1 protein-coding gene is annotated in these 20,249 nt (G+C 74.6%); it reads left to right on the top strand.

Going from position 1 to position 20,249, the window contains the following annotated elements:
• The first annotated feature begins 238 nt into the window (after positions 1–238).
• Positions 239–20,014 (top strand): non-ribosomal peptide synthetase, encoded by a 19,776-nt coding sequence (locus ACG83_RS20405; protein WP_054567772.1) that lies wholly within the window; start codon positions 239–241, stop codon positions 20,012–20,014.
• The last annotated feature ends 235 nt before the right edge of the window (positions 20,015–20,249 follow it).

Raw genomic sequence — 20,249 nt, 5'->3', positions numbered from 1 at the left:
CCGACCAGCTGGGCCGATCCGAACTGGTGGTTGCATTTCCGATCTCGTCTACATTAGGTTAACTTCACCTAATCTGTGCGAGGATGGTGCGCCCGCCTGCCAGCCAGCGGTCGTTGCCCCAGGCGGCGGCCGTCGCCCCTGTCAGTCACCGACCGCTCACCGGCCCCTGAAGCGGTAACCCATCGGTTACCAGTCGATGCCCCTCGTCCCGACCCCCATCACCGGAAGGACGTCCACTGTGGCGAGTCCCGACTCCGCGCAGCGCAGGCGCGACCTGCTTCGCCGTCAGCTGGCGGCCGAGCGGCTGACGCGCGACCCGGTGGGTGGCGTCGGCGAGAGGTCTCGCCGGAGCGCCGGCCAGGGGCACCCGGTCAGTCCGGCGCAGCGCCGCATGTGGTTCCTGTCCCGGCTTGACCCCACCAGCGCCGCCTACACGATCTCGGCCGCGTTCGAGCTGACCGGCCCGCTTGACCCGGAGGCCCTGCACCGCGCGCTGATCGCCGTCGCCGGTCGGCACGAGATCCTCCGCACGACCTACCGGGCCACCTCGGACGGGCAGCTGCAGCAGGTGGTCCGGGACGACATCCTGCCGGCGTGGCACAGCGTGGATCTCTCGGCCGAGCCGGGCGCGGAACCCGACGAGCGTGCGCGCGCGATCGCGCTGGCAGCGGCGCGGCGCCCGTTCGACCTGACCGCCGAGTCCCCGCTGCGGGTCACCCTGCTGCGGCACGGGCCGGCGCTGCACACCCTGGCGCTCGCCGCCCATCACATCGCCTGGGACGACGCGTCCTGGGACGTCTTCTTCGGCGACCTGCAGGCCGCCTACGCCGGGAAGGACGGCGCGGGCGCCGGTGCCGCCGTCCAGTTCCTCGACGCCGCGGCCCCGGTCGCGGACCAGCCCGTCCCGGCGGAGGGCCTCACCTACTGGCGCGACCGGCTGTTGCCGCTGGCCGAACCCGTGCGGCTGCCGGGGCCGGACGCCGACGACCGCGACCCCGACGACCGCGGCCCCGACGACCTGCCGGTCGCCGCGGCCCCGCACCGTCGCGACACCGGCCGACAGGTCGTCCACCTCACGGCAGGGGAGCTCGCCGGGCAGGTCCGCGAACTGGCGACCGCCCACGGCGCGACACCGTTCATGGTGCTGCTGGCCGCCTACACGGCGCTGATCCACCGGGTGACCGGGGCGACCGACGTCACCGTCGGATCCCCGGTCGTGAACCGGGAGGGTGCCGCGACCGAGGGCGTCATCGGCTACTTCGGCAACACGATCTGCCTGCGTCTGCCGGTGGGGCCGCTGGACAGCTTCACCGACCTGCTGCGGCGGACCCGTGACGTCTGCCGGGGCGCGTTCGCGCACGCCGACGTCGACCTCGCGGACGTCGTGCGTCAACTCAACCCCGACCGGTCGGACGGCGTGTCCAGCCTGTTCACCACGATGTTCGCCGTCCGCACGCAGGCCGCCGCCGCGCTGCGCGCCGTCGGCGGCCAGGGTGACGGCGACGGCCTGCGTGGTGAGCGCCGTCCCCTGCACAACGGCACGGCGCAGTTCCCGCTGATGGTCGTGGCCGAGATCGGCACTGGACCGGACGGGGCCGACTCACTCGAACTGGAGACGACCTTCCAGCCGCGCTCGGTGTCCGGGGTGTTCGCACGCTCCCTCGGAGCCCGGCTGGAGCGGCTGCTCACCGCGGCGCTCGCCGACCCGGCCGCGGCGATCGGCTTCATCGACCTGCTCACGCCGGCCGAGCACGCCCGCCTCGCGGGGGCCTGGACCGACCCCGCGGCGGTGGCCGACATCACGGCGGGCCCGGCGCCCGGCGAGCCGTGGGTGGTGCCCTTCATGTCGTGGGCCGAGGCCGACCCGGACCGGACGGCCCTGGTCACCGCCGAGCGTTCGGTCTCCTACGGGGAGCTGGCCACCGCGGCTGACGCGCTCGGGCGCCGGCTGGCCGCCCACGGCGCCCGGCCGGGAACCATCGTCGGGATCGCCCTGCCCCGATCGATCGAGCTGGTGGTCGCGCTTGCGGCCACCGGCCGCGCCGGCGCCGCCTATCTTCCGCTCGACGTCGACTACCCACCCGACCGCCTCGCCCTGATGGTCGAGGACGCGGCGCCGGCGGTGCTGGTCACGACGCGCGAGCTGGCTCCCGGGATCCCGCTCGGGCCGGGGACCCGCCTCGTTCTCGTCGACCTCGTCGACGACGAGCCGGCACCGGTGCCCGACCCGGCATCCGGGTCCGAGGCGGCGCCGGTGTCCGAGGCGGCGCCGGAGCCCGAATCCGCGTCCGCGTCCGCGCCGTGGCCGCCTGCCATCGCACCGGACAGCCCGGTGTACGTCATCTACACATCGGGCTCGACCGGCCGGCCCAAGGGCGTCCTGGTCGGCCATCGATCGCTGACCGGTTTCCTGACGGAGTTCAGCGAGACCGTGGGAATCGGGCCGGCCGACCGCGTGCTGGCCGCGACCACACTGGCGTTCGACCCGAGCACGGTCGAGCTGCTGGCGCCGCTGACCGTCGGCGCCTCGGTCCGTCTCGTCGCCAGTGCGGCCGCTCGGGACCCCTCGGAGCTCGCCCGGCTCCTGAGCGCCGGCGCGGTCACGCTGGCCCAGGCGACCCCGTCGCGCTGGCGTTCCATCCTCGCCGCCGACCCCGCCCCCTACCCCGGAGTACGGGTCCTGTGCGGCGCCGAGCCGCTGACCCTCGACCTCGCGCGGGAACTGCGCTCCCGCGCGGCGAGCCTGACCAACGTGTACGGCCCCACCGAGACGACGGTCTGGGCGACGACCGGTGAGGTGCGCGGGTCGGCGGGCGAGAGCGAGCGGATCACGGTCGGCACGCCGCTGCGCAACACCCGCGCCTACGTGCTGGACGGCGCGCTGATGCCGGTGCCGCCTGGCGTCATCGGCGAGCTCTACCTCACCGGTTCCGGCGTGGCCCATGGCTACCTGGCCCGCCCGGCGCTGACCTCCAACCGTTACGTGGCCAACCCGTTCGGCTTCGGCGAGCGGATGTACCGAACCGGTGACCTCGCCCGCTGGACTGCGGACGGTGAGCTGCTCCTCGCCGGCCGTTCGGACGACCAGGTCAAGATCCGTGGTTTCCGGATCGAGCCGGGCGAGATCGAGACGGTGCTGGCGCGCCACCCGGCGGTCGCGCGCTGCGCCGTCATCGCGCGGGAGGACGGGCCGGCGGGACGCGCGCTCGTCGCCTACGTCGTCCCTGCGGCTGCCCCGGTCCCGGCGGCCACCCCGGCCGGAACCGGGGCGCTCACCGACCAGCTGCGTGCGCACGCCGCGTCGTTCCTGCCCGGCTACATGGTGCCGGCGGCCTTCGTGGTGCTGCCCGTTCTGCCCATCACCCCCAGCGGGAAGCTCGACCGGCGTGCCCTGCCCGCGCCCGACTTCGGTGCGGCGGCCCAGCCCGGACGGGCGCCCGCCACCCGGACCGAGGAGATCCTGCGCGACGTCTTCGCGGCCGTGCTGAGCCAGCCCGACATCGGCGTCGACCAGGACTTCTTCCACCGTGGCGGCGACAGCATCCTGGCCTTCTCCGTGGTCACCCGCGCGGCGGCCGCCGGGGTGACGGTGGCACTCGCGGACGTCTTCGCCACGCCCACCGCCGCCGGCCTGGCCGCGACGGCGGACGCCGCGGCAGCCGCCGCTGTGGATCAGCCGGGCGCCGCCGGCACGGCGGCGGTCGGTTCGACGGCCGCGCTCGCGGAGCTGCCCCCGGTCGACCCGGACGACGTCGAGCGCTGGCGGGCCCGGCTGCCCGGCCTTACCGACGTGTGGCCGCTGTCGCCGTCGCAGGCGGGCATGCTGTTCCAGCGCCTCGTCGACGGCGAGGACACACCTGACGTCTACGTCGTCCAGTTCGTCCTCGACCTGCGGGGGGATCCCGATCCCGGTCGCCTGCGGGCCGCTTCCCGGGTTCTGCTCGACCGGCACCCCCTGCTGCGCGCCGCGGTCCTCTCCGACGGCCGTGCGCCGGCCCAGGTCATCGTCGCCGAGGCGGAGCCGGAGTGGACGGTCGTCGACCTCTCCTCCTGGCCGGCCGCGGAGCGGGCGGCCGAGATGGAACGGCTCGTCTCGGCCGACCGGACGGCCCGGTTCGACCTGGCGCAGCCCCCGCTCCTGCGTTTCCTGTGGATCCGCACCGGGCCGGACAGCGCGCGGCTGGCTGTCTGCGCCCACCACCTCATCGTCGACGGCTGGTCGCTGCCGCTGCTGCTGCGCGAGCTGTTCACCCTGGCCGCGGACCCGGCCGGCCCGGCGGCCGTCGCCTCGCGGCTGCCGGCGCCACGCCCGTACGCGGACTATCTGCGCTGGCTGCAGGCTCAGGACTCCGACGCCGCCCACGACGCCTGGCGTGAAGAGCTGGCCGATCTCGAAGAACCGACCCTGCTGGCCGGCCTTACCGCCGTCGGCGGGCCGCGGGCCGGTGGGCCGGCGGCCGCCGTCGAGCGGGAGGTCGGCCCCGAGCTGACCGCCCGGCTGGGCTCGCTCGCCCGCGAGCGAGGCGTCACGCTGAGCACCATCCTGCGAGCGGCGTACGGCGTCGCGCTCGCCCGCGCGGTCGGGCGTGACGATGTCGTCTTCGGCGTGGCGACCGCGGGCCGGCCACCGGAGCTGCCCGGGGTCGAGTCCATGATCGGGCTCTTCGTCACCACCGTCCCGGTCCGGGTCACCGTGAGCGCGCGGATGACGTTCGCCGCGCTGCTGGCGGACCCACGGGTCACCCAGGCCCGGATGTTCGCCCACCAGCACGTCGGCCTGGCCGACATCCAGACGACGATCGGCCGGGGTGAGCTGTTCGACAGCCTGCTCGTCCTGGAGTCCTTCCCGTTCGACACGGCGACGCTGATCCCCCCGGGCGGCCCGCGGCTCGAAGCCGTCGACGGCCACGACGGAACCCACTACGCGCTGACCATCCGGGTGATTCCCGGGGACCGGCTGCGGGTGACCGTCAGCTACTCCGACGGTGTCCTCGACGACGCCACCGTCGCCGGGCTGGCCGACCGGCTGCTCCTCCTGCTGGCGGAGATCGCTGCCGACCCGGACCGCCCGATCGGTTCCGTGACGGCCGTTCCCGCCGCCGAGCGCGGTCTCGCCGCCCTCGCTCCGGCGCCCGCGGTGCCCGCAGAGGCCGGCGACCTGCCGTCCGGCGACGCGACGGCCGCCACCCTGCCCGACCTCTTCGAGGCCCAGGCCCGCCGGACCCCGGACGCGGTCGCGCTGCGCTGGCGCGAGACAGAGCTGACCTACGCCGAGCTCGACGAGCGGGCGGACCGGCTGGCCCGGCTGTTGCGCCAGCGCGGTGTCGGGCCGGAGTCGATCGTGGCCGTGGCGCTGCCCCGGTCACTCGACCTGGTCGTGAGCCTGCTCGCCGTGCTCAAGGCCGGCGGCGCCTATCTGCCGGTCGACCCGGCCTACCCCGCGGACCGGATCACGTTCATGCTGCGTGACGCGGCACCGGTGTGCGCGGTGACGACGGCGGCCACCCGGACGGCGCTCCCGGCCCGCCTCGGCGTGCCGATGGTCGTGCTGGACGATCCGCTGGTCGACGCGGCCCTGAACGAGCAGCAGTCCGGGCAGCAGCAGTCCGGGCAGCGGCAGTTCGGCCCGCTCGACCCGGCCGGCCGGGCCAGGCCCGACAACCTCGCCTACGTGATCTACACCTCCGGGTCGACCGGTCGGCCGAAGGGCGCGCAGATACCGCACCGCAACGTGGTGCGGCTGTTCGCCGACAGCCAGCGGCACTTCCACTTCGGCTCCTCCGACGTCTGGACCCTCTTCCACTCGGTCTCGTTCGACTTCTCCGTGTGGGAGCTGTGGGGCCCGCTGCTGTACGGCGGCCGGCTCGTGGTGGTCGACCACGAGGTCTCCCGCTCACCGGGGCAGTTCCTCGACCTGTTGCGGCGGGAGTCGGTCACCGTCCTCAACCAGACCCCTTCGGCCTTCGCCACGCTGATGGACGCCGATCGCGACGATCCGGGCGCCGGCGGGCAGCACGAGCTGAGCCTGCGGCTGGTGATCTTCGGCGGCGAGGCGCTGGACACCAGCCGGCTGGCACCGTGGTACGAGCGGCATCCGGACGACGCGCCGACCCTGGTCAACATGTACGGGATCACCGAGACCACGGTGCACGTCACGTACCTGCCGCTGGACCGGGACAGCGCCGCCGGTGCCGCCGCCCGGCGAGGCCTGATCGGCGAGCCGCTGCCGGGCCTGCGGGCCCGGATCCTCGACCGCCACCTCACCCCGGTCCCGCCGGGCGTGCCGGGGGAGGTCTATGTCAGCGGTGCCCAGCTCGCCCGCGGGTACCTGGGCCGGTTCGGCCTCACCGCCACCCGGTTCGTGGCCGATCCCTACGGCAACCCCGGCGAGCGGATGTACCGCACCGGCGACCTGGCCCGGCTGGGTCCGGACGGCGCGCTGGAGTACCTCGGCCGCGCCGACGACCAGGTCAAGATCCGCGGCTTCCGCATCGAGCCGGGTGAGATCGAGGCGGTCCTGGCCGCCGATCCGGCGGTGGAACGGGCCGTCGTCATCGCGCGTGCGGACGACGCCGGCCGGCACCGGCTGGTCGCGTACACCGTGCCGCGGGCAGGCCACCAGGTCGACGGCCCGGCGCTGCGGGCGCGGGCCGCGGCGGCGCTGCCGGACTTCATGGTCCCGTCGGCCGTCGTCGTCCTCGACGCGCTGCCGCTGACCAGCAACGGGAAGCTCGACCGGGCCGCGCTGCCGGCGCCGGACCCGACCGCGGCCACCTCGGCCCGCTCGGGCGCCACCGATCTGGAACGCACCCTGTGCGCGGTGTTCGCCGACGTGCTGGGACTGGACCGGGTCGGCGCCGACGACGAGTTCGTGGCGCTCGGTGGTGACAGCATCATCGCGATCCAGCTGGTCAACCGGGCGCGGCGCGACGGCGTGGCACTCACCCCGCGCGAGGTCTTCGTCCAGCGGACCCCGGCCGCGCTCGCGTCGCTCGTGGCCGGGCGCACCCCGGCCGCACCGGCCGGGACGTCCACCGCGGCCGAGGCAGCCGTGGCAGGCGCGCCGTCCGAGACTGCCACGCCACCCGAGACAGCCCCGGTCCCGGGACTCCCGGGGACGGGCACATCGACCGGCGTGCTGACCCCACCGCCGATCGTGGCCCAGCTCGCCGACTGGGGCGGCGAGATCCAGCGCTACAACCAGGCATTTCTCATCCGCACGCCGGCCGGTGCCGACGAGGCGTCGCTGCGCGCCGCGCTCGGCGCGATCCTCGTGCACCACGACGCCCTGCGGACCCGGCTGCTGCGGCCCGCGCCGGGCATCTGGCTGTTCCAGATCGATCCGGCGGCCACGGGTACCGGCGCACCGGGCAGCACGGCCGACACCGACCTGCTGACCCGCGTCGACGTCGCCGGCCTCGCGCCGGACGGGCTGCGCGCGGCCATCGCGGCCGCCTCCGAATCGGCCGCCGGTGGCCTGGACCCGGACGCCGGCGTGATGGTCCGTGCGGTCTGGCTCGACGCCGGCCCGGCCGAGCCCGGCCGGCTGGTGATCGTCGCCCACCACCTCGTCGTGGACGGCGTGTCGTGGCGGATCCTGCTCGCCGATCTGGAGGCCGCGTACGCGGCGGCCAGCGCCGGCCGGCCGGCGCGGCTCGGCGCGGTCGGCACGTCGTTGAAGGCGTTCAGCGAGGTGATCGCCGGGTACGCGACCGCACCGGACCGGCTCGCCGAGCTGACCCACTGGCTGGAGACACTCGCGCCGGGCGGGCGCCCGTTCGGGCCGCCCGCACCCGTGCTCACCATCGCGGGCACCTCGGCCGCGGCCGCGCTGGGACCCGCCGCGGTCGGGACGGCCGCCGACACCGAACGCCTAGTCGTCGAGCTGCCCACCCAGGCCACCTCGGCCCTGCTCACCGGTGTTCCCGCGGCGACCGGCACCGAGATCACCGCTGTGCTGCTCGCCGGCCTGCGGCTGGCGGTCCCGGTCCGCCCGGCCGATGACGATCCGGCCGCTGCCCGGGATGACGCCGAGAGCGACCTTCTCGTCGATCTCGAGCGGCACGGGCGCGAGGAGATCGTCCCCGGCCTGGACCTGTCCCGCACGGTCGGCTGGTTCACCAGCATCGCGCCGGTCCGGCTGGGGCCGGTGCGCCAGGACGCGCGCACGACGCTCGCCGAGGTGGCGGCGAGCCTGCGGGCGACCCCGGACAGCGGTGCTGGTTTCGGCCCGCTCCGTTACGCCAATCCGCTGGCCGGGCCGGTCCTCGCCCGCGCCGGCCGGCCCCAGATCCTGTTCAACTACCTGGGCCGCTTCGGCGCCGACCAGCGCGCCGACTGGGGGCCCGCGCCGGAGTTCGACGCGCTCGCCGCCACACCCGACCCCGGCCTGGGCGTCGGCTACCCGCTGACCGTCGACGTGGTCGGTGTGGAGACGGCCGACGGCCCGGTGCTTCGGGCGACCTTCACCTACCTGACGACCGTGCTGTCGCAGCCGCAGACAGCACGCCTCGCCACCGGTTTCCGGGACGCCCTGCTGGAGCTGGCCACGCTCGCGCCCCCGCGGCCCGAATCCGCGCCCGAGCGGCTCCCGTACCCGCCGCCGGAGGCGTCCGCCGCGCTCGTCGCGCTCTCGGACGAGGAGCGGGAACGGATCTCCCGCGACTTCCCGGCGGTGGTCGAGGACGTCTGGCCGCTGTCGCCGTTGCAGGAGGGCCTGTACTTCCAGTGGTCCCTGGACCAGACGAGTGATGCGTACACCGCCCAGTTCTCGCTCGACTTCGACCACCGCCTCGACGCCGAGCGGATGCGCCGGGCCTGCACGGCCCTCATGGCCCGGACCCCGACGCTGCGCGCGGGTTTCCTCAGCGACGGCCTGCCTCAGCCGGTGCAGGTCATCGCGGCTGAGCTGCCCGTCCCGGTCACCGAGGTCGACCTGTCCGGGCTGGCCGAGCCCGAGCGGTCGGCCGAGGCCGAACGGATCGCCGCGGCCGACCGGTCCCGCCCCTTCGACGTCGCCCGGCCGCCGCTGTTCCGGCTGACCGTCATCCACCTGGGGGAACGGCGCGACCGGCTGGTCGTGAACCGCCAGGTGCTGCTGTGGGACGGCTGGTCGGGCGCCCTCGTCGTCGAGGGCCTGCTCGGGCTGTACGCCGCCGAGGGCGGCGCGGCGGCGCCCCCCGCGCCGCGGGGTTCCTTCCGGGACTACCTGGCCTGGCTGCGGGAGCGGGACACCGAGGTCACCGGGCGTGCCTGGCGGTCGGCGCTCGCCGATCTGGAGGAGCCGACGCTGGTGGTGCCGGCCGCGCGTGGCCTGCCACCGGTCGCCCCGGGCCGGATCACCGCCGAGCTGCCGGAGGCGACCGCGACCGCGGCGCGGGCAGCCGCCCGTGCCCAGGGCGTCACCCTGAACACGCTCTTCAACGCCGCGCTCGCGCTGGTACTGGCGTCGGCGACCGGGTCGGACGACATCGTGTTCGGCACGACCGTCGCCGGCCGGCCGACCGAGGTCGAGGGCATCGACGAGGTCGTCGGGCTGTTCCTGAACACGGTGCCGGTCCGGGTCCGGCTCGATCCCCGCGAGACGGTCGGTGACCTGCTGCGCCGCATCACCGGGCAGCGGCTGGACCTGCTCGACCACGAGTACCTCGGGCTCGGGGAGATCCAGCAGGCCAGCGGTCATCCGGTGCTGTTCGACACGCTGTACGTCCTGCAGAACTTCATCGACGAGGTGGCGAACGACGAGACCAGCGCCCGGCACGGGATCACCGGCGGGACCAGCCTCGACCACACCCACTACCCGCTGACCTTCGTGCTGTTCCCGGGCGCGCGCATCACCGCGCGGCTGGAGTACCGCTCGGACGTGCTCACCCGGGAGACCGCCCAGGGGCTGTTCGACCGCCTTCTGGCGCTGGTCGGCGCGCTGTCCGCGCACGCTGACGCCCCGGTCGGATCCCTGGACGCCCTGCTCCCCGCGGAACGGTCCCGGCTGGAGGAGGCCCTGGCGGTGCCGCCGCGGCCGACGGGCACCGAGACCATCGCCGACCTGCTCGCCGTTTCGGCCGAGCGCCTCGACGGGCAGGTGGCGCTGGTCCTGGGTGAGCAGCGGCTGACCTACCGGGAGCTCGACGACCGGGTCAACCAGCTCGCCAGGCTGCTGATCGCGCGGGGCGCCGGGCCGGAGACGGTGGTTGCCCTCGGGCTCGGGCGGACGGTCGACATGGTTGTCGCGCTGTTCGCCGTCCTGCGCACCGGCGCCGCCTATCTGCCGCTCGAGCTGGACCATCCGCCGGCACGCCTGCTGGAGATGGTGGGCGACGCGGGGGCGGCGATCCTCGTCACCACCAGGGCGACCGCCCGCTACCTGGCGGGTGCGCCGGCCGACGCGGCTGTGCCCGCCGGCGCGGACGTGCCGGCCACCTCGGACGCACCAGGTTCGGAGAGTGTTACCTGGCTGGTCCTCGACCAGGACGCGGTGGCCGCCGAGCTGGCCGCGGCCGGGTCAGACGCGCTGTCGGACGCCGAGCTCGGCGCCTTCGCCCGTGACCGGGCGGACCGGCTCGAGCACCCGGCCTACGTGATCTACACGTCGGGTTCGACCGGCCGGCCCAAGGGCGTCGTGACGCCGTACCGGGGCCTGACCAACATGTGGCTCAACCACCAGGAGGAGATCTTCACTCCGACGGTGGCGGCGGCCGGCGGGCGCCGGCTGCGGATCGCGCACACCGTGTCCTTCGCCTTCGACATGTCCTGGGAGGAGCTGCTCTGGCTCGTCGAGGGCCACGAGGTGCACATCTGCGACGAGAACCTGCGCCGGGACGCGGAAGGCCTCGTCGCCTACTGCGACCGGCACCGGATCGACGTCGTCAACGTGACGCCGACCTACGCGGCCCATCTGTTCGAGTCCGGCCTGCTCGACCGCGACGAGGATCCCGCCGGCGCCGAACCTGCCCGCGTTGAACCGTGTGCCGCCGGAGCGGCCGTCACCGGAGCGGCCGGGGGGCGCCATCGGCCGCCCCTGGTCATGCTGGGCGGCGAGGCCGTCCCGGACTCGATCTGGAACCGGCTGCGCGACACGGACGGCACGACCGGCTACAACCTGTACGGGCCGACCGAGTACACGATCAACACGCTCGGTGCCGCGACGGCGGACAGTTCGACGCCGACCGTCGGCCGGCCGATCCGCAACACCAGCATCTACGTGCTCGACCGGTGGCTGCGCCCGGTGCCCGACGGCGCACCCGGCGAGCTGTACATCGCCGGCGACGGCCTGGCCCGGGGCTACCTCGACCGCTTCGGCCTGACCGCAACCCGGTTCGTCGCCGACCCGTTCCGGGCCGGCGACCGGATGTACCGCACCGGTGACCTGGTCATCCGCCGCCTCGACGGCAACATCGACTTCCTCGGGCGGACCGACGACCAGGTGAAGATCCGCGGCCATCGGATCGAGCTCGGGGAGGTGACGTCCGCCCTCGACAGCCACCCGGCGGTCAGCCAGTCGGCGGTGATCGCCACGGACGACCCGGCCCTGCCGGGCTCCAAGCGGCTCGTCGCCTACGTCGTGCCGGCGGAGCGGACCGCCGCCGAGACGGCCGCGAGCGAGGACGACCAGGTCGGCGAGTGGCGCCAGATCTACAGCGACGAGTACGAGCGAATCCCGACCGCCGCGCTCACCGAGGACTTCGCCGGCTGGGACTCCAGCTACGACGGCCAGCCGATCCCGTTCGAGCACATGCGGGAATGGCGGGCGGCCACCCTCGACCGGATCCGGGCGCTGGAACCCCGGCGCGTCCTGGAGATCGGCGTCGGCACCGGCCTTCTGCTCGGCGGGCTCGCACCCGAGGTCGAGTCCTACTGGGGCACCGACCTGGCCGCGCCGGTCATCGCGAAACTGCGTGCCGAGCTGGCCACCGACCCGGATCGATTCGGCCGGGTGGAGCTGCGCAACCAGCCGGCGCATGTCACCGACGGGCTGCCCGCGGGCTACTTCGACACGATCATCATCAACTCGGTGATCCAGTACTTCCCGAGCGCCGGCTACCTGGCCTCGGTGCTGCGCTCCGCGCTCGGCCTGCTGGCCCCGGGCGGCTCGCTGTTCGTCGGCGACGTCCGTGACCTGGGTCGGCTGCGGATCTTCCATACCGCGATCGAGCTCGCCCGCTCCGGTGGCAGGCCCGCCGCCTCTACCAGGCTCACCGCCGCGGTGGATCGGCGCATGCTGCTGGAGAAGGAGCTGGTGGTGGCACCGGCGTTCTTCCTCGGGATCGCCGCCGAGGAGGGCCTGGCGGCGTCGGTGCGGGTCCGGCGGGGACGCTTCGGCAACGAGCTGACCAGGCACCGGTACGACGTGGTGCTGCGGTCCGGTGTGGCCGCCGGCGACGCCGGGATCGCGTCGGGCGATGCCGGAACCTATGCCGGAACCGATGCCGGAACCGATGCCGGAACCGATGCCGGAACCGTGTCGTCCGAGCCGCTCTCGCTGGCCTGGGGCGTCGACACCGGTGACCTTGCGAGCTTCGGCGCGCTGCTGGGCGCCGACGCGCCGGCGCGGGTGCGACTCACCGGTATTCCGGATGCCCGGATCGCGGCCGAGTTCGCCGCTGCCGAGGCTCTCGCCGGGGAGGGCCCGACGTCCGCCGGCCCGACGTCCGCGGTCGCCACGGTCGAGCCACAGGACCTGTACGAGCTGGCCGACAGCCTCGGCTACGAGGCCGCTCTCACCCCGTGCCCGGACGATCCGGGGCGGCTCGACGGCCTGTTCGTGCGTGGCTCCGGCCCGCGGGCGCTGCCGGTGGTCCGACCAGCCGACGATCCCGCTGCCCGGCCCGCTCCGGGCGTCGCGGTGACGAACGACCCGACGGCGGCCCGTGCCGCCGCCGCGATCGTCGGTCGCCTGCGTACCGACCTCGCCGCCGTGCTGCCCGACTACCTCGTCCCGTCGGCCTTCGTGCCGCTGCCGGCGATTCCCCGCAACGCCAACGGCAAGCTCGACGTGGCGGCGCTGCCGCCGGCCGAACCGGTGGCGACCAGCTCCGGGAGGGCACCGGCCACCGAGCTGGAGCAGGCCCTGGCCGATCTGTTCGCCGACGTCCTCGGTCTGCCCGAGGTCGGGGCCGACGACAACTTCTTCGCCCTGGGTGGCCACTCGCTGCTCGCGACCCGGGTGGTCAGCCGGGCCCGGGCCACGCTGGAGATCGACCTGGCGATCCGCGACCTGTTCGACGCCCCCACGGTCGAGACCCTGGCGGCGAAGGTGGCCGGCCAGGCACCGGCGACCACCCGCCCGCCGCTGGTCGCCGGCGAGCGTCCCGACCGGATCCCGCTGTCCGCGGCGCAGCGCCGGCTGTGGCTGGTCGAGGCGCTGGCCTCCTCGGCCGGCGACGGGTCGACCGCCTACAACTACCCGATCGCGTTCCAGACCACCGGGCGGATCGACGTCGAGGCGCTGCGCGCGGCCGTCGGTGACCTGCTGGAGCGGCACGAGGCGCTGCGCACCGTCGTCGACGTCGTCGACGGCGAGCCCTACCAGCGGATCCTCGACCCGGGCGCCACCCGGGCCCGTCTGACCGTCGAGGAGTGCGCGCGGGACGAGGTGACCGCCCGCATCTCCCAGGCGGCGGCGGAGCCGTTCGACCTGACCGCGGAGATCCCGCTGCGGCTGATGGTGCTGCGCGGCGACACCGGCGCCGCCGGCGCCGCCGGCGACACACTGGTCGTGATCCTGCACCACATCGCGACCGACGAATGGTCGGACCGGCCGTTCCTGCTGGATCTGGACGCCGCCTACACCGCGCGGCGGGCCGGTACGGCGCCGGACTGGGCTCCGCTGCCCGTCCAGTACGCCGACTACACCCTCTGGCAGACCGCCCTGCTCGGCGATCCGGATGCCGAGGACAGCCTGGCCACCCGGCAGCGCGCGTTCTGGCTGGAGGCCCTGCGCGGCCTGCCGGAGGAGATCGGGCTGCCGCTGGACCGGCCACGGCCAGCGGTGCGCGACGGGGCGTCCGGACGGGCGGTCCGCGTCCTGCCGGGCGCGGTCGCGACCGGCCTGCGCGAGCTGTGCTCCCGGACCGGGACGAGCATGTCGATGCTCACCCACGCGGCCATCGCCGTCCTGCTGCACCGCCTCGGGTCGGGTGACGACATCCCGATCGGCGTTCCCATCGCCGGACGGACCGACACGGCGCTCGAACGGCTCGTCGGTTTCTTCGTCAACACCCTGGTGATCAGGTCCGACCTCGGCGGCGATCCGACCTTCCGGGAGCTGCTGGCGCGGACCCGCAGCACCGACCTGGCCGCCTTCGACCACCAGGACCTCCCCTTCGAGGACGTGGTCGCCGCGGTCAACCCGCGCCGGGTGCCCGGGGTGAACCCGCTGTTCCAGGTGATGGCGGGCTACCACCACCTCGCCGAGGACGACCGGGACCTGCTCGGCGGGCCGGTCACCTGGATCAACCCGGAGGCCGGGACAGCCAAGTTCGACCTGGACGTCACCTTCGTCGACCGGGCCGCGCGCAACGAGATCACGATTCTGGTCGAGTTCGCCACCGACGTGATCGAACCGGCCGGCGGCGCCCGGCTGGCCGACCGGCTGACCCGCCTGCTGGCCGGGCTCGTCGCCGAGCCGGACCGGCCGGTCAGCCAGCTGGAGATCGTGGACGACCGTGAGCGCGCGGCGGCGCTGCGCGCGGCGGCCGGCCCCCGGCGCGAACTGCCCGCGGGCGGTGACACGGTGGTCGACCTGCTGGAACGGGCCGTGGCCGCGTTCGGGCACCGGGTCGCGCTGGTCACCGACACGGGCCAGGCCACGTTCACCGACCTCGCGGCGCAGGTCGACCGGATCGCCGGGCTCGTGCGCGGGATCGGCGGCGGCCCGGAGGCGGTGGTCGCCCTCGCGCTGCCACGTGCGCTGATGGTCCCGGCGATCTTCGGCGTGCTGGCGGCGGGCGCGAGCTACCTGCCGCTGGACGTCGAGCATCCCCCCGAACGGCTCTCGTTCGTGCTGGCCGACGCGGCCCCCGTGGCCGTGCTCACCACGGCGGTGCTGGCCGACCGCCTCCCGCCCGCCGCCACCGAGGTCGTGCTGCTGCCTGACGGCACAGCCGCGCCCGGCGAGGGCTCCGGCCGGGCGTTCGCCGCGGACACCCGGCCCCTGCCGGACAGCGCCGCCAGCGTGATCTACACCTCCGGCTCGACCGGGCGCCCCAAGGCGGTCGTCGGCACCCACCGCGGCCTGGCCAACCTCTTCGCGTCCCACGCCGTCGACCTCATGGCGCCGGCTGAGGAGGCGGCCGGACCGGACCACGGCGCCCAGCGTGTCATACACGCGGCCTCGTTCAGCTTCGACGGCTCCTGGGAGCCTCTGCTGTGGCTGCTGGCCGGACATGAGGTCCACGTGGTCGGCGAAGCGACCGCGCGGGACGCGGCCGCGCTCGTCGAACACATCGAGCGGGCCCGGATCGACGTGCTCGACCTGACGCCGACCTACCTCCAGGAGCTGCTGGACCACGGGTTCCTGCGCGCCGAGGGCCACCGGCCGGGGGTGCTGATGGTCGGCGGCGAGGCCACCGCGCCGGCGCTGTGGGAGCGGCTGCGGTCGACGCCGGGAATGGTGAGCCACGACCTGTACGGGCCGACCGAGTACTCGGTCGACGCCTACGGCTGGCACAGCGCCGGCACCGACCCGCGGCCCGCGCCGGCCGGCGGTCCGGAACACCCCGCCCAGGACGCACCGGGCCAGGACCGGGATGTGCCCGGTTGGGCGGGGCCGATCGCCAACACGTACGCCTACCTGCTCGACGCGGCGCTGTCGCCGGTCCCGGACGGGGTGGCGGGCGAGCTGTACCTGGCCGGTCCCGGGCTGGCCCGGGGTTACCTGGGCCGCCCCGACCTGACGGCGGGCCGCTTCGTCGCCGACCCGTTCGGCCCGGCGGGCCAGCGGATGTACCGCACCGGGGACCGGGCCCGGCGGCGGCCCGACGGCGCGCTCGCCTTCCTCGGGCGTACCGACGACCAGATCAAGCTGCGGGGCTTCCGGATCGAGCTCGGGGAGATCGAGCGTGCGGTGGAGACCGTCGCCGGTGTCAGCGCGGCCGCGGTCGTCTTCCGCCCGGACGCACCACCCGCCCTCCAGCTCGTGGCCTACCTGGTGGCTGGCTCAGCCGCGCCGACGGGGCTGGAACCAGCGGCGGGCGATCCGGCCGAGCAGGAGCTGGCGGCGCACGATCCGGCAGAGCGCGAGCTGACCGAGAACGCTCGTGCCCACCTGGCCCGGGTGCTGCCGGTGCACATGGTTCCGCAGGCGTTCGTCGTGCTGGGCCGGCTGCCCCGTACGGTCAACGGCAAGCTCGACCGGGCGGCGCTGCCCGAGCCGGCCGCGCCGGCCCTGGCCGGTGGCCGGCGGCCCCGGGACGCCCGCGAGGAGCTGCTCGCGGAGCGGTTCGCCGCGGTGCTCGGCGTCGAGCAGGTGGGCCGGGACGACGACTTCTTCGCCCTCGGCGGCCATTCGCTGCTCGTCATGCGGCTGTGCGCGGCGATCCGCTCGACCTTCGGGGTGGAGATCACACCCCGTACGGTCTTCGAGGAGCCGACGGTGGCCGGGCTCGCGCGGCGGATGGAGGCGGCGGGCACCGCCCGCCCGCCGGTCGGCCGCCACCAGCGGCCGGAGCACCCACCACTGTCGGCCGCGCAGCGGCGCCTGTGGGTCCTGGCGCAGCTGGAGGGCCCCAGCCCGACCTACAACATCCCGATCACCTGGCGGCTGACCGGCCCGCTGGACGTGGCCGCCCTGCGCGCCGCGGTGGACGACGTGGTGGCCCGGCACGAGTCGCTGCGCACCGTCTTCCCGAGCGCCGACGGCGAGCCGTTCCAGCGTGTCCTCGATCCCGCCCAGGCACGGATCCCGTTCGACGTGGTCGACTGGATCCCGCCGACGGGCGCGGGCCACGCCGAACCGGAGCCGGAGCCGGAGCCGGAGCCGGGTGAGGCGGGTCTGGCGGAGATCCTCGCCAGGGCGTCGGCGTATCCCTTCGATCTCGAGCATGAGCCGCCGATGCGGGTGACCGTCGTCCGCTGCTCGTCCCGGCTGCACATCGCGCAGTTCCTCGTGCATCACATCGCGGCGGACGAGGGTTCGGACCGGCCGCTGGCCCGTGACCTGTCGGTGGCCTACCGGGCGCGGGCGGCGGGTGCCGCGCCGGACTGGGCGCCGCTGCCCGTCCAGTACGTCGACTACACGCTGTGGCAGCAGCGGCTGCTCGGCGACGAGTCCGACGTCACCAGCCCCGCCGCGCGCTCGCGGGAGTTCTGGCGCGGCGCGCTGGCCGGCCTGCCGGACGAGGTCGCGCTGCCCACCGACCGGCCGCGACCGGCGGAGCCGAGCCACACCGGCGGAATCGTCGAGATCTCCCTGGCCGACGACGTCGTCGGCGCGCTGCGCGCGGTCGGCCGGGCCCACAACGCGAGCATGTTCATGGTGCTGCGGGCAGCCGTCGCGACGCTGCTGCACCGGCTGGGGGCGGGGGAGGACATCCCCATCGGCAGCCCGGTCGCCGGCCGGACCGACGACACGCTCGACGACCTCGTCGGCTTCTTCCTCAACACCGTGGTCCTGCGCACCGACCTGGCGGGCGACCCGTCGTTCGGTGAGCTGCTCGGACGGGTCCGCGCGGGTGACCTCGCCGCGCTGGACCACCAGGAGCTGCCGTTCGACCGGGTGGTGGAGGCGGTGAACCCACCGCGCCAGCTGGCCCGCCATCCCCTGTTCCAGGTCATGATCGTGTATCTCGCGGCGTCCGACGTCGTCGACGAGCTGGCGTTCGACGGCATCGGCGCACGTCCCGAACCGGTGCTGCGGGCGGACGCCAAGTTCGACATGTCCTTCGACTTCATCGAACGGGGCGGGGCCGACGGCGGTATGACCATCGGCGTCGCCTACAGCGACGACCTGTTCGACCGCGCCAGCGTGGACCGGATCGCCGAGCGCCTGCGCGACGTCCTCGCCGCGGTGGCCGCGGATCCGTCCGTACCGGTCAGTGCACTGCGGCTGAGCTGGACGGCGATCCCCGCGGCAACCGCGCCTCGTGCCGCCCTCGTGGCCACCGGCACCGGTGGCTCTGGCGGCTCCGGTGGCTCCGGTGGCGACGATCGCCGTGACGGGGGTGCCGCGACGGCCACCGCCGGCCGCGCGCCCGCGAACGACATCGAGGAGATCCTGGTCGACACCTTCCTGCAGGTGCTGGGGGTTGACCAGGTCGGCGTCGACGACGACTTCTTCGCGCTCGGCGGCGACAGCATCGTCGCGATGCGGCTGGTGAACCGGATCCGCGCCGCCGGTCTCGTGGTGACTCCGCGGCTGCTGTTCGGTCATCGCACACCTGGCGCGCTCGCGACGGTCGTGCGGCGTCGCGCGCCGCGCCCGCAGGCCCCGCAGCCCGGCCAGGCCGCGGCGGCGGCGGTCGTCCCACCGACACCGGCGCTGCAGTCGGCGCGCGGGCGCGGGCGCACGAGCGACGGCACGGACGCGTTCACGTCCTTCTCCTCGCCGGTGCTGCTGCGCACGCCCGCCGGGCTGGATCATGCGACGCTGACCAGGGTGCTCACGGCCGTCGTCGACCAGCACGACGTCCTGCGGGCCAGGCTTGTCCGCTCGGACCTGCCCGGCGGGCCGGCGCTTCCCCCGGGGGCGGCGACGGTGGGTGCGGACGGCGGTCCGGCCTGGTCACTGGTGATCGCGCCGCCTGGGGGCGTCGACGTCGGCGGCTGGATCCGGCGGGTCGACGCCACGAACCTCGCCTCGGGCGACGGTTTCGACAGCGAGGCCGGTCGGTCGCTGATCGCGGAGCTGGCGGTGGCGACCAACCGCGAGCTCGATCCGGACGCCGGGCAGGCCATCCGGGCCGTCTGGCTGGACGCGGGCGGCGCGCTTCCGGGCCGGCTGCTGTTGATCATCCATCACGCTCTGATCGACGGGGTCTCCTGGTCGATCGTGCTGGAGGATCTCGCGGCCGCGTGGCAGGCGCTGGCGGCAGGCGAACTGCCCCGGCTCGCGCCGGTTCCCGTCTCGTACGCCGACTGGGCACGCCGCCTCGACGACCGTGCGCGGGCCCCGGAGACGGCGTCACGGCTGCCGTTCTGGTCGGACCTGCTGGGCCGGGCCACGACCGTGGAATGGGTCGCCCGGCCGGTGGAACCGGCGGAGGCCGGCGGGCAGACCGAATCCGCCGGGCAGACCGGCTCGGCGGCTGGGCAGGTGAGCGCGGCCGGGCTGGCGGATGCGGCCGCGGCTCAGGCGGTGACGGTGAGCGTGCCTGCGGAACGGGCGGCGGCGCTGCTGTCGACGGTGCCCGCCGGTTTCGGCATCGGTGTGGACGAGCTGCTGCTCACCGCGCTGTCCCTGGCCGTCGCCGACCGGACCCGCCCAGGCGAGAACGGGTCATCGGGGATGATCGTCGCCGTCCAGGCGCACGGCCGGCAGGAGCAGATCGTGGGGGATGTGGACCTGTCCCGCACGGTCGGCTGGATGGCGGAGATCTTCCCGTTCCTCCTCGAACGGGACGCCACCGACGGCGCCGTCTTCGGCGATCGTTCCGTGGACGCCGCGGCGGCCCGGGTGCACGCGCTCATGGCGTCCGTTCCGGACGGCGGAACCGACTACAGCATGTTGCGGTTCCTCAATCCGCGGACCGCGCCCGAGCTCGCGGCCGCACCGCTGCCCACGGTCTACCTGAACTACGTCGGTCGGTTGACACGGGGCGAGACGGCCGACTGGGCGGTCGCCGCGGAGGACGAGGAGCTCTTCGCGGACTGGAACGCCGAGCAGCCTGATCCCTTCCCGGTGAGCCTGATCGTGCGGGTTCTCGACGGTCCGGGCGGTCCCGAGCTCACGGCGCGATGGTCCCGCGGACCGGACGGCCCCGCCATGGAGGTCGTCCGCGACCTCGCGACGTCGTGGGTCCGGGCGCTGGACGCCCTCGCCGTCCTGGCATCGGGGCGCGGAACAGACGACTCCAGCTGACGGCGCGCCACGGCCGCGGGATCCACCGCGGCCGTGGCCATCTTCTCGAAGAAGCTTTCGGGCCTGCCGGCGCCGCGATTGTCGGATTCCGACGGAAGTTGTTCCGGCAAAGGCTTCGGGCTATGCCGGGAGGGGTTCTGTCGGCTGCCGGTGAATCGCCGGATGTGATGATCGCAGGGCATCGGATTGCTACCGGGTTATTTCCGTCTCACAGCTCACTGACAGGAATGTCGCG

This window comes from Frankia sp. R43 (assembly GCF_001306465.1).
Taxonomy (GTDB): Bacteria; Actinomycetota; Actinomycetes; order Frankiales; family Frankiaceae; genus Parafrankia; species Parafrankia irregularis.
This window is presented reverse-complemented; position numbering and strand designations above follow the sequence as displayed.